At 35.2% G+C, this 12,963-nt stretch carries 14 protein-coding genes; 11 read left to right on the plus strand and 3 right to left on the minus strand.

Annotated elements, in window-relative coordinates; translation table 11 throughout:
• The coding region (locus AC3WTA_RS12980) for an LPXTG cell wall anchor domain-containing protein (RefSeq protein WP_492332905.1) at positions 1-407 on the plus strand (407 nt) is incomplete at its 5' end.
• Between the two features lie 203 nt (positions 408-610).
• Here AC3WTA_RS12980 and AC3WTA_RS12985 read toward each other — a convergent pair.
• Entirely contained in the window at positions 611-1,354 is a 744-nt protein-coding gene (locus AC3WTA_RS12985; protein WP_001068148.1) for an IS4 family transposase, read from the minus strand.
• Between the two features lie 254 nt (positions 1,355-1,608).
• Here AC3WTA_RS12985 and AC3WTA_RS12990 point away from each other — a divergent pair, with 254 nt between their 5' ends.
• From AC3WTA_RS12990 to AC3WTA_RS13005, 4 genes are all read left to right on the plus strand, one after another.
• Complete coding sequence (locus tag AC3WTA_RS12990) at positions 1,609-1,719, plus strand: YjcZ family sporulation protein (RefSeq protein ID WP_000540371.1); 111 nt, start codon at positions 1,609-1,611, stop codon at positions 1,717-1,719.
• Between the two features lie 246 nt (positions 1,720-1,965).
• Positions 1,966-2,427, plus strand: coding sequence for a CarD family transcriptional regulator (locus tag AC3WTA_RS12995; RefSeq protein WP_000486311.1), 462 nt, complete (start codon positions 1,966-1,968; stop codon positions 2,425-2,427).
• 552 nt (positions 2,428-2,979) lie between these two features.
• Positions 2,980-3,126, plus strand: coding sequence for a BC1881 family protein (locus AC3WTA_RS13000; protein ID WP_000738547.1), 147 nt, complete (start codon positions 2,980-2,982; stop codon positions 3,124-3,126).
• Positions 3,127-3,391: 265 nt separating this feature from the next.
• Complete coding sequence (locus AC3WTA_RS13005) at positions 3,392-3,625, plus strand: hypothetical protein (protein WP_000340042.1); 234 nt, start codon at positions 3,392-3,394, stop codon at positions 3,623-3,625.
• Between the two features lie 345 nt (positions 3,626-3,970).
• On the opposite strand, the gene AC3WTA_RS13010 is transcribed toward AC3WTA_RS13005, so the two are convergent.
• Positions 3,971-4,246, minus strand: a complete 276-nt coding sequence (locus tag AC3WTA_RS13010; RefSeq protein ID WP_001087727.1) for a hypothetical protein — start codon at positions 4,244-4,246, stop codon at positions 3,971-3,973.
• Between the two features lie 968 nt (positions 4,247-5,214).
• Here AC3WTA_RS13010 and AC3WTA_RS13015 point away from each other — a divergent pair.
• The 4 genes from AC3WTA_RS13015 (at position 5,215) to AC3WTA_RS13030 (ending at position 8,861) form a co-directional block, all read left to right on the plus strand.
• Positions 5,215-6,207 (plus strand): hypothetical protein, encoded by a 993-nt coding sequence (locus AC3WTA_RS13015; RefSeq protein WP_000735169.1) that lies wholly within the window; start codon positions 5,215-5,217, stop codon positions 6,205-6,207.
• Positions 6,208-6,456: 249 nt separating this feature from the next.
• A complete protein-coding gene (locus AC3WTA_RS13020) occupies positions 6,457-6,753 on the plus strand; it encodes a hypothetical protein (RefSeq protein ID WP_000606808.1) in 297 nt (98 codons plus the stop codon).
• 220 nt (positions 6,754-6,973) lie between these two features.
• Complete coding sequence (locus AC3WTA_RS13025) at positions 6,974-7,450, plus strand: PH domain-containing protein (protein WP_001182715.1); 477 nt, start codon at positions 6,974-6,976, stop codon at positions 7,448-7,450.
• The gene (locus AC3WTA_RS13030; protein ID WP_000278139.1) at positions 7,443-8,861 is read left to right on the plus strand and encodes a PH domain-containing protein; all 1,419 of its coding nucleotides are present in this window, start codon (positions 7,443-7,445) and stop codon (positions 8,859-8,861) included. The genes AC3WTA_RS13025 and AC3WTA_RS13030 overlap by 8 nt, the downstream gene beginning before the upstream one ends.
• Positions 8,862-8,971: 110 nt before the next feature.
• Here the strand turns inward: AC3WTA_RS13030 and hmoB are convergent, their stop codons facing one another.
• Positions 8,972-9,475: a heme-degrading monooxygenase HmoB gene (gene hmoB, locus AC3WTA_RS13035; RefSeq protein WP_000644076.1), complete on the minus strand. Its 504-nt coding sequence runs from the start codon at positions 9,473-9,475 to the stop codon at positions 8,972-8,974.
• Between the two features lie 127 nt (positions 9,476-9,602).
• On the opposite strand from hmoB, the gene AC3WTA_RS13040 reads away from it, so the two are divergent.
• Both AC3WTA_RS13040 and hemE read left to right on the plus strand, forming a co-directional pair.
• The gene (locus tag AC3WTA_RS13040; protein ID WP_000756272.1) at positions 9,603-11,720 is read left to right on the plus strand and encodes a transglycosylase domain-containing protein; all 2,118 of its coding nucleotides are present in this window, start codon (positions 9,603-9,605) and stop codon (positions 11,718-11,720) included.
• 189 nt (positions 11,721-11,909) lie between these two features.
• A complete protein-coding gene (gene hemE, locus AC3WTA_RS13045; protein ID WP_000252609.1) occupies positions 11,910-12,956 on the plus strand; it encodes a uroporphyrinogen decarboxylase in 1,047 nt (348 codons plus the stop codon).
• Positions 12,957-12,963: the final 7 nt, after the last annotated feature.

A 12,963-nucleotide genomic window follows, 5' to 3' on the forward strand; every position in this document is an offset into this window, starting at 1 on the left:
AACCAGAAACGACGGATCCAGAGAAACCAGAAACGACGGATCCAGAGAAACCAGAAACGACGGATCCAGAGAAACCAGAAACGACGGATCCAGAGAAACCAGGAACAACGGATCCAGAGAAACCAGGAACAACGGATCCAGAGAAACCAGAAACAATGGATTCAGAGAAACCAGGAACAACGGATTCAGAGAAACCAGAAACAACGGATCCAGAGAAACCAGGAACAATGGATTCAGAGAAACCAGGAACAACGGATTCAGAGAAACCTGGAACAATGAATCCAGAGAAGCCTGAAAAAGAATTACCGAAGACAGGACAGAAAATGCCTGTGGAACCATATATGGGAGCACTTCTTATTATGATGAGTTTTGGATTGCTCGTATTAGGTAGAAAACAGCAGAGATAATAAAAATGAAAAAGGTATCCTCAAAGTATTGGAGGATACCTTTTTTATTTGGCATAAAAAAACATTTAGCAAAAGGGGTAGCAGCACATGCCCATCAAGCTAATCAAGTAATTTACTAGATATGAAACGATCCTTGGTTCAAAACTAACAATTGATAGAAAAGTAGGCATACTAAAGAAGCCTATTAAAATCTGATTTTTTCGCTAGGCAGTTTGTCTATGCTTCACCGTCGTTTTATACACAATCCCTAGAATATCAAAGACGGTCATTTTTTTATACCGATGACATTTACGACCGTTCTTTTTGAGCAATAGATAAAGACGATGCAAAATTTTCAAAAGTTGTTTTGTGCCAATGGCTATCGCTTGAAACAGTAACGGAAAGTAATCTTTAATCATATAAATCGCCTTGTATTCACTTAGCTCCTGATTTGTTTTTTCAAGCAGAAACTGTCGCATTTGAAACATCGTAGAAGAACAGAGGAGAATACCGATTAGTTGTCCATATAAATGGCACTCTAGGCGCTCTCTTTTAATGTTTTTACATTCATCAATTTCAAAAAATGACTTCCACGTTTTAAACAAAATTTCAATCTGCCAACGAAGTGAATACAGTGAGTGATTTGAACAGAGTTTTTGTGTGAGAAGAGAAGTAAAGACTTCTCGAAGAAATGCGACAGCTGCTGGATTAAAGCGTTGATTAAATCCTTCTGATCTCATCAGTACTCCAGTTGAAGCTTCTAACTGACTGCACAAATGTGTAAGTGATGCGCTGGCTACTTCTTGACTGATCCATACGCAAAGGGCAATGAGTTCGTTCGCTTGATACTTACTAGATCGCTGTACAAAGCCAACTTGTTTGGCGATATCTTGTAGGACTACTGAAGATAAAAAGTATTGTAGCTCTTGTGCGAAAAGATTCAGCTCATTTGAAATAATAGGATTCATTAAAAACACCATCCTTTCTCATAAACTTCTTACGATAAGCATAGCGTTTTTTTATTTTGAGGATATGATTTTAACTTCGCTTGATGGGCATGGGGTATCTCCAGCATTTTGGAAAAGGCACCTTTGGGTGTCTTTTCTTTATTTTCAAAAGGACCTGCTCAATCCATTCTTCAAAACATAAGGTAAAGTGAACCCATTAAACGTATGGAATGAACCCTAGTTTTACCCTCTGATCTAAAGGGTGCACTATTATTATGGGATATGGTGGTAGTTGCGGCGAAGGCTGCGGTTTCGCTGGAGGATTTGCTTTATTAGTTGTATTATTTATTTTATTAATCATTATCGGATGCAGTTGCTTCTGCTAAAAAACTATTGGAAAAATCCCTACATAAAATGTAGAGATTTCAGAATATAAGCAGGGAAATTTCCCTTCCCTTTATGCGGAATCTGACACACTCCCTATCGTTTTTTGGGGGTCTTTTTTACTTAATTTAATTTTTTTCAAAAAATAAGTTGACTACAAAAATATTTTTATGATATTATAAAATATTTGATAAAAAAACACACATATGTTAAGGTTAAGAAGGTTACCATATATGGAGGTGGATTATATGTTTCAAATTGGCGATAACATTGTTTATCCAATGCACGGAGCAGGTATAATTGAAGCCATAGAAGAAAAAGAATTCTCAGGAAAAAAACAACAGTATTATGTTATAAAAATGTCAATCAGTAATATGAAAGTCATGATTCCTATGGGGAAAATATTAAGTTCGAGTATACGCCCGGTTACTGATATACTTGCATTAAAACACATTATACACATTTTTCAGCATGGAGAATCAGATAGATTATTAACGTGGAAACAAAGGTATAAAGTGAACACGGACAAAATAAAAACGGGTGAAATACAAGAAGGTGCTGAAGTTGTACGTGATTTAATGCGTATGAAGAAAGAAAAGGCACTTAATACAAGCGAAAAAACAATGTTGGATAACGCACATGAATTTTTGATTAGTGAACTAGGATTAATTAAAGGGATCACTGAAAATCAAATAAAAAGTTTCTGTTAGGATTCATTATAGATAATGTATTACATCCCCCGAAAATATCCTGAATTTTTCGGGAATATGATGATTATTAAAAGTAAATCATTTCAAAGACATTCAACTTCTTCAACTCACTTTTAGAGTAGGAACCTCTTTTGTTATTACTTCAATCTAATCCATTTTTATTTTTAAATTTCTTTTACGAACGTTCGAAGTTTCATCAAATAACTCGATTAAATAGTCACTTGATTTTTGCAATCCTGATTCACACTGGCACGGACAAGGATCCGTAAGGATGAAAGAGAGGTAGGGCTTTCATTGTTTTAGGTAATATATTATCTAGGTCATTATTTCTAGAAGAAAAAACAATCGATCTCACCGCTATCTCTTTAAGAATTCCTTATATCTACTGAGACAGTGAATAGGTAATTGTTTATCTCTTCTTTACGTAAAATTGATAAACGAACTGGTAACACCATATGGTCAACTACAAAAAAATGGTTTCCAGACCAGGAAACCATTTTTAACTTCATTTACATAACAATAATAAATTAAGCAGTAAAAAGGAGTACACACATGAAAAAAATGTTAACAAAAGAATTAAGTAATGAATTAAAGAAGCGGGAAGGGATCATTTCTATTACAGTTGAGCCTTATGAAAAAATCGAAGTTGGTGGCATTCGTGTAGATGGACCAGCTGTTATTCTAATTAATCAAGAATAGTTGAATGCATGAAGAAAAGGATCAACCTTTAAAAGAAGGGAGGATCCTTTTTGTTTGCTACTTTTATCTGATGTGTTGGAGTTAAAACGGAAGGAGAGGGTCGGGATTATCATGGTGGAAAGCTTAATATTGGTAGGATTTCTTTTTACGTTATATAAATTAGTTGATAAAAAAATAAGCTGATTATTTAAAAAGATATATTCTTTCCCTTTTAAGGGCGAGATTTATTTGATAGTGAAATGGATAATGTAAAGGAGGAATTTAGATGGATGCAAGGAAAGAACGCATAAAATACAAGAAGATGTCAAAGAACTATGAACATATTTATTTAGTTTCGTTACTACTACTAATTGTACTTGTTTGTAGTAGTGTGGTTATCATAGGAGCGACAGGGGGAACATATGGAGTGTTTTTGTTGTTAGCAATTTTACTTAACGCACGTATTACGAAAGAATCTCAAAAAAAGTATGAGCACTATTCTAATAAAGGGCGTATTTAAAATGATACATAGCCTGAAAGGAACAACCTAGATGTACATGCAAAGTATCCCTATATCATTACCTATTAACTAGTAAAAAAAGAATCGTATATAAATAATTTAGGAATAGAAAACGTAACTTATTAAAATGTTATTTTCGTTCATATAATGAATTATCCTTCTAGCATATTTATAGGATTTATATCATATAGTAAGAGAAAGAATGTAAGCTAGAAAGAAGTCTTATAGAATGAGTTATTTGGAGGGAAATGACTTTAGTGAACAAAATATGGTAAGTGTACCCAATCCCTTAATTTGATTTATAACAGATTGGCGTCATAGAAGACCAAATAAAAACACAGTGTTTTATCTCTGTGTTTCTTCAAATTTTCGTTTTTGAATATATGCTTGGGCATGAATAATTTCTTCCTGAAGCTCTTTTAATTCTTTTATAGATTCTGATTCAATAGCCATGTAAGTAATAACTAAACTGATCATCATATCCATCTTGTCTACTATATTTTGAATGACCTGTTCAGAATGCTCTTTTTTAGGGTGTTGTATTGCCTTTAATACATTTTCCATATAATTGTTTTTTCTTTGCTGGATATCATAAATAAACTGTTTTGTGTTTGAGTTCATTTGTTGTTCCTCCGTTTTGGATATACTTCTATTCTATCATATTTGAATAGAAAATATTGGATTCCCTTAAATTCACACCTGTCTCGTACATCTCCTCAAATATACAAACTAATTCCTTAACTTACAGGGAACAAATCAAAAGGTGTCAATTTTATGTCTAAACATACAATTTTCTTTTTTAGGTATAGTGCCCCTATTATATAATTTCACGTACTATATCAGATGTGTAAAATCTAATTCTTCAATAAGGGGTAGCACCAAAAGAACTCGATGCAAATAGAAACAAAAAGGAAGAAAAATTTCGTCCTATTTTTAATATTGTTATATTTAAAAATGGATATATATATAATGTGAAAATAAAAGGTTAAAGGTCTTCGTAATATTTGGGTGAAAAAAGAGTTATCTATGTAATTAATTTGAGTACTTTAGAAAAGAGGTCTATTTCCTAAAGTATTCAAAGGATGATAGTCCAATAGCAGGTGGAGATGAAATTCGTTTTGGCACTGTATTAGCGCCTTAAAATGTAGATAGGGGAAAATAATGTAAAAAAACTATTGTATATTCAAAACCCTTATGTTACATTTGTGTTACAGTGAAGTTACAAAACGTGACTTATATTACGGTTTGTTTTCTTTTGCCTTTCGGTATGTTACGAATTGAGGTCGTATCCAATCAACCGATAATATGTAAAGTTAAAAAAATAGCAACCTAAAAATAGTTTTTCTATGTGTATAAGAGTGTGTGTAGTAAAGAGCCTGGTGAGAGCTTTACGCACATTATTAAAATTCCTTTCTGTCTTTAAAAGAAGAAAACCAACTACCAACTATTTAGGAGTTTTAAGTAATGATAGTAAATGAAATGTACTTCCTTTCCCACACACAAAGTACATCTTTATTTTCAGTCTAATTACTACACAGACTTTTATACATATGCTGTTATTGTTTTAGGGATATATAGGAGGAGAAAAAATGAAAAAGTTATTAATGGTAATTGGACTTACGTTTTTAATGTTAGCTGGATGTAGTAATGGGAATTTTGACAAAGCAATGGATGAAGGAAAGACCGCGTTAACGAATAAAGAATATAAAAATGCATTATCATCATTTGAAAAAGCGCTAGATGAGAAAAAAGACGATTCAGATGCAAAGATGCTTGTAGAACAAACAAAAGTAATGATTGAAGCAGTGAAGTTAAAAGAAGAAACAAAGGTAGAAGAATCAATCAAGTCATTTGAAAAAGTAGAGAACATGAAGAATGGAAATGCTACGCTTGTAAAACAAGCGAAGGAAGAACGAACAGCATTACTAGCCATCTTAGAGCAAAAAAAGAAGTATAGTGAGCAACTGACGAAAAGTGAAGAGTTAATAAGTAAGAAAAATTATGCAGAAGCGAAAGAAATATTAAATAAGCTAGTTACAGAAACAAAAGATAACAAGAATCTTGAAGAATATAATAAAAAAGCGGTAGGATTAGTTACTAAAATGAATGAAGAAGAAAAAACTGCAAAGAATGAAGCAGCAGCGAAGGCACAAAAAACAAATGCAGTAACGAATCAAAAGGTAGCAACAGAAAAGACTCAAAAAGCTGAGGCAGAAAAAAATCAAAAGGTAGCAACAGAAAAGAACCAAAAAACTGAGACAGAAAAGAATCAGAAGGTAGTAACAGAAAAGAACCAAAAAGCTGAGACAGAGAAGAACCAAAAGGTAGAAGCAGAAAAGAACCAAAAAGTAGAGACAGGAAAGAATCAAAATGCATTTACTTTTGAGAAAGCGAAAGAATATATCAAAAATGAATATAAAGAAGACTATGATTACACGCTAGAGAATACGCAAGTAGAGAATGGAAAGAAATATTATCAAATTAGAGTGCGTACAACATATAAAATAGAAGGCGCAGCCGGATCAGGATTTACTGGCGTATTCAAAGTATTCGAAGACGGTACAATTATTGAAATGCACTAAATTGATGACAAAGGTATCCTCAAAGTATATGAGGGTACCTTTTTTAGCATAAAAAAAGGCATCTAGCAAAAGTACTAGATGCAAATAAAAACACAAGGGAAGATAAATATCTTCCCGTTTCCCGTAAGTAATTATATCAAAAAATTTATAAAAAACTAGCTTTATTTTTTATATAATTGAAGTGTAAAGCTATGAAAGTATAAGATTACACTATTTTTATAGTGTTTTATTAAAAAAGGAGCTGCGTATATGATTAATTTTAAACCAGAAAATTTGAACCAACTATTAAAAATAATGTTAATTAGTGCGAATAAGTCTTATGATGCGATTAAAGATTATGAATTTACGGGAGAAGCAGTAGTATTCCGTGTAGATTTCGAATATATTGACGTTTCTCTAATGATTGTAGATATGTTAGGAAGATCTGCATCTAAATTTAACATTTTGCCATATGCCCGTCCGAATACGAATGAAATAGATTACATTCAGTTTCAAGTGTATGCGATTAATGAAGGGAATTTTAAAGAAATGATTGATACGATGTAGAAAACTATAAAGTGAAACTTTAATCAGTGGGGGATTCATCCCCACTGATTATTAGCCCTCACCAATCGGACGTTTACGGGCAGCCCGACGCCCACCTAACTTCTTTGCTCCAGCTGAAATTTTTGGGGAGTTTTACTGCTCGTTAACGCGGGATAATTTTACAAATATGTATAAACAAACTAATATATAATTAATAAATTCATATAATTGGAGTGATGAAATGCAACCGTTAGAAAGGGAGATTCATTCTAATATGCTGAAAGTGTGGCGAATCCACGCTTTAATTGGGGCAGCGGTTATACTAGCAGTCGTAATTGCGTATTTCTTTTTTATGATCAATTTTAACTGGTGGGGCTGGTTGTTTGGCTTGCTAGTAACAGGAGCTATTACATTTATCCCGCTTGATTATTTTGTGTTTCCAAATTTACGTCAACGTTATTATAGTTACAGATTAAATGAAGAAGAGATTGAGATTCAAAAGGGAATGTTCGTTGTAAAACGCGTACTCATTCCGATGATGCGTGTGCAGCACGTAACGATTGAACAGGGCCCGATTATGAGAAAGTATAATTTAGCAGAATTACATATTTCAACAGCGGCAACTTCTCATAGTATTCCAGGCTTAACGAAGGAAGAAGCAGAGCAGCTGAAAAGACAAATTGGAGAACTTGCGAAAGTGAGTGATGAGGATGTATAAGAGGCAACATCCAATCACGATATTGTTAGGTATTCGAATTGCGACTTTGTTGCCTTTTATTTTTCTTGTTTTATTTCGATCTGATGGTCAAGTGAAACCTTGGTATCTCTTACATCTTGTTCTTTTATTTGTATTATTTATTATGGCAATTTTCTCAGCGATAAAATGGTATTTCAAAGTGTACTGGGTTGAAAATAATATTTTACATATTAAACACGGCGTTTTTGTAAAGAAAGAAAGTTACTTAAATAAAGAACGTGTGCAAAATATTAGTACATCTTCTAACATCATTTATCAAATACTTGGGCTTACGAAGTTAAACATAGAAGTAGCGGGCGGCGGTAGTGATCCAGAAGTGATGTTAGCTGGCATTAGAGAAGAGGAAGCGAAGGAACTGATTGCCTTATTACATAAAGAAAGAAGTGTTGTGACTGAAGAAGTACCCATGGCAGAAGAAAGTAAGACGATTTATCAGTTAACGATGAAAGAGATTTTAGCAGCTTCCATTACGTCTGGTAGATTCGGATTAGTGTTTTCAGGATTACTTCTTATTTACACAGAGTTTAATCAATTTCTTCCAGAATGGCTCATCAATAAAGTAGAAGCGTATGTGATGGATAACGGTGTATATGAATTAATCATTATGGCCGCGATTTTAATGGCGGTTTCGTGGGTCATTTCAACAGCTGGTTATGCGTTAAAATATGCGAACTTTAAAATTGAGCGAAACAGAAATGAAATTCGCATCGTGCAAGGGTTATTTGATAAGAAAGAGTTTGTTTTAAAACTACACCGCATTCAAGCAATTACAGTGAAAGAAGGAATTCTTCGCCAGCCTTTCGGTTATTGCTCTGTCGAAGTGGAAGTTATTCAAAGTATAGAAGCAGCAGGGCATGAAGTAATGTTACATCCTTTTATGAAGAAAAAAGATGTCCAGCAGTTACTTACATATTTGCAGTTGCCGTATGAAACGGAAGAGGAAATCGTTCATTTAACGAAGGCCGCATTACGTCGTTACGTAATAATGGGCTGGATTACAAGTGCCATACTCGCTGTGCCGATCGTCGGTGCGAGTATATATTTTAAGCAAAATATGGCGTTATTCACTTTAATACCACTATTTATCGCATTTACGCTACTTGCATATGCCCGGTATAAAAGTGGTGGATATATAATACGAGACAATCAGTTAGTCATGGTATACCGCGGCCTTGCCAAATATACAGGAATCATGCGAAGAAGGCATGTTCAAGCAGTAGGATACAATCAATCATATTTTCAAAAGAAAGACGAGCTATGTATAGCTGTCGTATCAGTGGCGGGGCATAGATATGAAGTGAAGCATATGCGAAAAGAAGATGCACTTTGTATATATAATTGGTACAAAGAAAAAGGAAACACCGGTGCGTAATGGTGTTTCCTTTTTTCTGTCGTGATTTGTCGATAAGTCGATATATCTCAAAAATCGCTTATGTAATTTCATGTACCGCATCTCTGGAGGAACTACAGTACAAAAACCCCTTAAACTAACACATCAAAAGTAGTCACAAATGACGGACGAGAGAAAATACTTTTCTGCTGTTCTGCATGTGGATGTGCTTGAGCCTGAGTTTGTCCTTCTGCTTGTGCAGGGCGTTTTTTATGAGCATTTTCGAATGAACGTGATTCTGTCCAGTCTTTAAAGTTTTGTTCCGTTTCCCACATCGTTAAGATGACATATGTATCGTTACTTAATGGGCGTAGAACGCGGATCGCTTGGAATCCTGGTTCGTTTTCGATAAGGCCTGCGCGGTTTTTAAAACGGTTTTCAAATACTGGGCGACCTTCGTCTGTTACAGAAATGTTGTTACAAACGATGTAGCCAGGTTGTCCTTTAAATTCACCAACAGCGTCTAATACGTCATACTTAAGTGATCCTTCTACAGATTCTTCTGTATTTTCTTTATAAAACATATCTTTTTCATTATTTTTTGCAGTGAAATGTGCTTGTTCTAGAGGTGTTTCGTATGAAATAATAGCCTTCATTTTAATGCCCCCTTAATTGTTTGTTTCTATTATATCAACTCTCTTAAAAAACTTCGAAGATTATATACATAAAGATACTTCTTTTTCAAATAATAAATGTACCATCATTTGGAAAGAAGGCCGATGTATGAAGAAAGTAAAGTGGACTTTATTAGGTGGATTAGCAACGCTTGTATTAGCGATTGTACTTTATAAACTTATTGTGTTAGCTGGTGGCTATATGATGGATGAAAAGCAGCTCGTTTTCCACTCTTCATCACGTATCGTTGACCAGAAAGGGAAAGAAATTACGAAATTATACGTAGAAAATAGAGACCTCGTACCAATCGAGCAAATTCCAAAATACGTGCAGCAGTCATTTATTGCGGTGGAAGATTCTCGCTTTTATGAGCATCAAGGAATTGATTACCCGTCTATATTCCGGGCTCTTTATAAAGATACGTTAGCTGGAGAAAAGGTAGAGGGCGGTAGTACGATTACGCAGCAACTAGCGAAAAACGTCTTTTTAACTCGTGAAAAAACAGTTACGCGTAAATTGAAGGAAGTCGCAATTTCCCTTCAATTAGAGCAAAAATATACGAAGCAACAAATTCTTGAAATGTATATGAATCATATTTATTTTGGGCATGGGGCTTACGGTATTCAAGCAGCAGCAAAGTTGTATTTTAATAAAAATGTAGAAGATTTAACAGTAGAAGAAGGTGCAATGCTTGCAGGTCTTCCGAAGTCACCAAACGGATATTCACCTTATTTCTCTCCAGAGAAGAGCAAGGAGCGCCGTGATCTCGTATTGTCACTGATGCATAAACAAGGCTATTTGACTGCCGAAGAGAGCGTACGTTATCAAGGAAAGACCATTGCTCTTTACAAAAACTTAGATGAGAATGAACTCGCATATATGCCGTATATTGATATGGTTATAGATGAAGCAGCTCGTTTATACGGATTGTCTCATCAAGAAGTACTTCGCGGAGGATATACGTTTGTCGTTCCGATGGATGAAAAAGTTCAAAAGGTAGCGTATAACCAGTTTCAAGATGCGAGGAATTTCCCTGGTAAAGAAGAGGGGGCGCAAGGTGCTTTTTTATTAATGGATAATCGTACGGGCGGAATTAAAGCGGCGATTGGCGGAAGAAAGTATGTCCCGAGAGGCTTTAATCGTGTTTTTGCAAAAAGACAGCCGGGATCTGTGCTAAAACCACTTATTGTCTATGCACCAGCACTCGAAACGAAAAAATATAATCCGTATTCTTTATTAACGAATGAAAAAACTTCTTTTGAAGGTTATGAACCTCGAAATTACAATCGTCAATATACGAAAGAAATGACGATGTATGATGCGATTTTAGAGTCAGCAAATGTACCGGCAGTTTCTTTATTAAATGAGTTAGGGGTAGAAGAAGGAAAGCAATATTTAGAGAAAGGAAATGTTCCTATTGCCGATGCTGGTTTAAGTACAGCACTTGGCGGGCTGAAAAATGGTGTTTCAACATTTGATCTTGTGAAAATGTATCGTGCATTTTTAGCAAATGGCGCTATTATTGAGCCGCACGTGATTGATAAAGTGTTAAATAGACACGGCGCAGTCATTGGAGAATCGCCAAAAGTAGAAACGAAAATTTTCTCGAAACAAACGGCATGGTATATGACGAAAATGTTAGAAGGGGTTGTGAAGGAAGGGACAGCGAAAGCAGGCATATATAGCGGTGCATTAGCTGGGAAAACAGGTACAACTTCCTTACCAAATGACGATAATGGAGCTAGAGATATGTGGTTCGTTGGCTATACGCCAAATTTAGTAGGCGCTGTTTGGATTGGTTATGACCGTACGGATAAAGAGCATCAGTTGCAAGGAGAAAGTGCGTCAGCAACGAAATTGTTTAAGAAAATTTTAACGAAGGCAAAAGTAGAACAGAAAGAGCAGTTTATGAAACCAGAAGGTGTGGAAACAATCGGTGCTCCGATTCGTTTGCGCAAGATTGAAGATGTGAAAGTGAAATTAGCGTTTAGCCCTTTCGGTTTATTTAAAGCAAAATTAAGCTGGACACCACTTCCAGATGAAAGAATTATGTATCGCATCTATAGAGTGGAAAACGGGATCCATACGCATGTAGGTACTGTAAATGGTGCCGGGGAATATGAGGAAAAGTTCGTTAACATCTTTTCAAAACCGAGTTTTTACGTTGTACCATATAACACACAAACGAATCGCGAAGGGGAAAAGTCAAAAGTAGCTAAACCATAGTTTTTCTCTGTGCTATAATAAGAATGTTGTGAAAATAGTAAGCGGTTTTACGAATGTTTGTGTCAATTTCATGAACAACGTACATAATGTTATGCATTTTGTTTTTACAAGCTGTATAGTAAAAAAAGATAAATATCGGAATAGAACGTATTTAGAGCAAAAGCATTGGCAAGGAAGGGAGCAAGGGTCTTGGTAAGAACTATAAATGAGACATTTTTAAAAGCATGTAGGGGGGAACGTACTGATTATGTACCAGCATGGTATATGCGTCAAGCAGGTCGTTCGCAGCCGGAATATAGAAAGATAAAAGAAAAGTATTCTTTATTTGAAATTACACATAATCCAGAGTTATGTGCTTACGTTACAAAGTTGCCGGTTGATCAATATAACGTAGACGCAGCAATTCTTTATAAAGATATTATGTCACCACTACCTGCAATTGGTGTGGATGTAGAAATTAAATCAGGTATTGGCCCAGTTATTGATAATCCAATCCGTTCTTTACAAGACGTAGAAAAACTAGGGGAAATCAATCCAGAAGATGACGTACCGTACATATTAGATACGATTCGTTTATTAACGACAGAAATGTTAGACGTACCGTTAATCGGTTTTTCAGGAGCTCCATTTACACTAGCGAGCTATATGATTGAAGGCGGTCCATCTCGTAATTATCATAATACGAAAGCGTTCATGTATGCAGAGCCGAAAGCTTGGTTCGCTTTAATGGATAAGCTAGCAGATATGGTTATTACATATTTAAAAGCACAAATTAACGCAGGAGCAAAAGCTGTTCAAATTTTCGATTCTTGGGTTGGAACAGTAAATGTAGCAGATTACCGCGTATTTATTAAACCGGCAATGGAGCGTATTTTTGCAGAAGTTCGTCCGATGGGTGTACCGATGATTATGCACGGCGTAGGAGCTGCACACTTAGTAAATGAATGGCACGATTTACCGCTTGATGTAGTAGGCTTAGATTGGCGCTTACCGATCGAAGAGGCACGCGCACGCGGCGTTCATAAGGCGGTACAAGGAAATATGGACCCTTCATTCTTACTTGCACCATGGTCTGTTATTGAAGAACATGTAAAAGGTATTTTAGATCAAGGGATGAAACAGCCTGGTTATATCTTTAACTTAGGACACGGTGTATTCCCAGAAGTAAATCCAGATACATTAAAACGTTTAACTACATTTATTCATGAATACTCTAAAGGGCAGTTAGCGAAGTAAAGGAGAA

It is taken from the genome of Bacillus sp. EB106-07-01-XG149, from assembly GCF_058791555.1.

Excerpts from the sequence above, each read along its gene's own strand:
- AC3WTA_RS13000 (WP_000738547.1), top strand. The coding sequence starts at position 2,980 with ATGAAAAAAATGTTAACAAAAGAATTAAGTAATGAATTAAAGAAGCGG.
- AC3WTA_RS13030 (WP_000278139.1), top strand. The coding sequence starts at position 7,443 with ATGTATAAGAGGCAACATCCAATCACGATATTGTTAGGTATTCGAATT.
- AC3WTA_RS13025 (WP_001182715.1), top strand. The coding sequence starts at position 6,974 with ATGCAACCGTTAGAAAGGGAGATTCATTCTAATATGCTGAAAGTGTGG.
- AC3WTA_RS12985 (WP_001068148.1), bottom strand. The coding sequence starts at position 1,354 with ATGAATCCTATTATTTCAAATGAGCTGAATCTTTTCGCACAAGAGCTA.
- AC3WTA_RS12995 (WP_000486311.1), top strand. The coding sequence starts at position 1,966 with ATGTTTCAAATTGGCGATAACATTGTTTATCCAATGCACGGAGCAGGT.
- AC3WTA_RS13010 (WP_001087727.1), bottom strand. The coding sequence starts at position 4,246 with ATGAACTCAAACACAAAACAGTTTATTTATGATATCCAGCAAAGAAAA.
- AC3WTA_RS13040 (WP_000756272.1), top strand. The coding sequence starts at position 9,603 with ATGAAGAAAGTAAAGTGGACTTTATTAGGTGGATTAGCAACGCTTGTA.
- AC3WTA_RS12990 (WP_000540371.1), top strand. The coding sequence starts at position 1,609 with ATGGGATATGGTGGTAGTTGCGGCGAAGGCTGCGGTTTCGCTGGAGGA.
- AC3WTA_RS13020 (WP_000606808.1), top strand. The coding sequence starts at position 6,457 with ATGATTAATTTTAAACCAGAAAATTTGAACCAACTATTAAAAATAATG.
- AC3WTA_RS13005 (WP_000340042.1), top strand. The coding sequence starts at position 3,392 with ATGGATGCAAGGAAAGAACGCATAAAATACAAGAAGATGTCAAAGAAC.
- hmoB (WP_000644076.1), bottom strand. The coding sequence starts at position 9,475 with ATGAAGGCTATTATTTCATACGAAACACCTCTAGAACAAGCACATTTC.
- AC3WTA_RS13015 (WP_000735169.1), top strand. The coding sequence starts at position 5,215 with ATGAAAAAGTTATTAATGGTAATTGGACTTACGTTTTTAATGTTAGCT.